Source organism: Cellulomonas sp. GbtcB1 (assembly GCF_019091725.1).
GTDB lineage: Bacteria > Actinomycetota > Actinomycetes > Actinomycetales > Cellulomonadaceae > Cellulomonas.
On the sequence record NZ_JAGXJG010000144.1, the window covers coordinates 1 to 533 of the forward strand.

Here is a 533-nt window from a genome sequence, read left to right on the forward strand (position 1 = left end):
TGGTCGCACAGCGCGAGGCCGTGGTGGACGCCCTCGATGCCGAGGTCGTCCGCCGCCGCGGGGTCGGCGATGTGCGCGGGGCGGCCCTGGAACCGGACCTCCCCCGCGTCGAACGGGAAGGTGCCGGCGACGCACTTGTTGAGCGTCGGCTTGCCGGCGCCCTTGACGCCGGCGTGCGCGGTGACCTCGCCGGGCAGCGCCACCAGGTCGACGCCGCGCAGGGCGTGCACGGCGCCGAAGTTCTTGTGGCCGCCGCGCACCTCGAGGGTCGGCGGCGGGGACAGGTCGGGATCGGCCGGGGTCTCGGCCAGGACGTCGGTCATCGTCCACCTCGCGTCGTCGCAGGGCTGCCCGGGGGCTGTGGGTGCCCGGACGGCCGACCCCGCACCGGGGCCGGCCGTCCGGGCGGTGATCAGGAGATGCCCGCGGAGGCGCACGCGTCGGCGAGCGCCTCGGTGCACACGTTCTCCTTGGTGGTGTAGCCGTCGGCGATGACGTCCTTGACGTTGTCGAAGTAGATCGCCTCGGGCTTC

General features: G+C 74.5%; 1 protein-coding gene. It reads right to left on the bottom strand.

Features of this window, described 5'->3' with window-relative positions; genetic code table 11:
- Window positions 1-323, bottom strand: a 323-nt coding sequence (locus KVT14_RS20095) for an ATP-binding cassette domain-containing protein (RefSeq protein ID WP_368858790.1), incomplete at its 3' end; no start/stop codon positions are given.
- Between the last annotated feature and the right edge of the window lie 210 nt (window positions 324-533).